Here is a 484-nt window from a genome sequence, read left to right as displayed (position 1 = left end):
AGCTTGGGATGGGAGGTGGTGCCCGACGTCGTGCAGAGGATCGCGACGTCCTCGCCCTTGGTGGCATCGACCAGCTTGTCGTAAAGCTCCGGCTCCCGCGCGGCACGCACGCAGATCCACGAGACCTACATCGTCTCGCAGACCCGCGACGGGTTGATCATCGTCGACCAGCACGCCGCGCACGAGCGCATCGTCTACGAGCGGCTGAAGGCCTCGCTGGCCGCCAACGGTGTGCAGCGGCAGATTCTGCTGATCCCCGAGATCGTCGAGATGGACGAGGCGACGGTGGAGCGGCTGCTGGAGCGCAGCGAGGAGCTGGCTTCGTTCGGCCTCGCCATCGAATCCTTCGGCCCCGGCGCAGTCGCCGTGCGCGAGACGCCGTCGCTGCTCGGCAAGACCAATGCGGGCGGGCTCTTGCGCGATCTCTCCGAGCACATGGCCGAATGGGACGAGGCGCTGCCGCTGGAGCGCCGCCTGATGCACG

The 484-nt window shown here is 68.0% G+C and carries 1 pseudogene; it reads left to right on the top strand.

Annotated elements, in window-relative coordinates:
- Positions 1–99: 99 nt before the first annotated feature.
- Positions 100–484 (top strand): annotated as a pseudogene (locus MOV75_RS41715) (DNA mismatch repair protein MutL); the annotation flags it as partial.

Origin of the sequence: Bradyrhizobium sp. PRIMUS42, assembly GCF_023006515.1 — a bacterium.
Lineage (GTDB): Bacteria > Pseudomonadota > Alphaproteobacteria > Rhizobiales > Xanthobacteraceae > Bradyrhizobium.
Note: the sequence above shows the minus strand (reverse complement) of the source record. Positions and strands in the feature narration are given on the sequence as shown.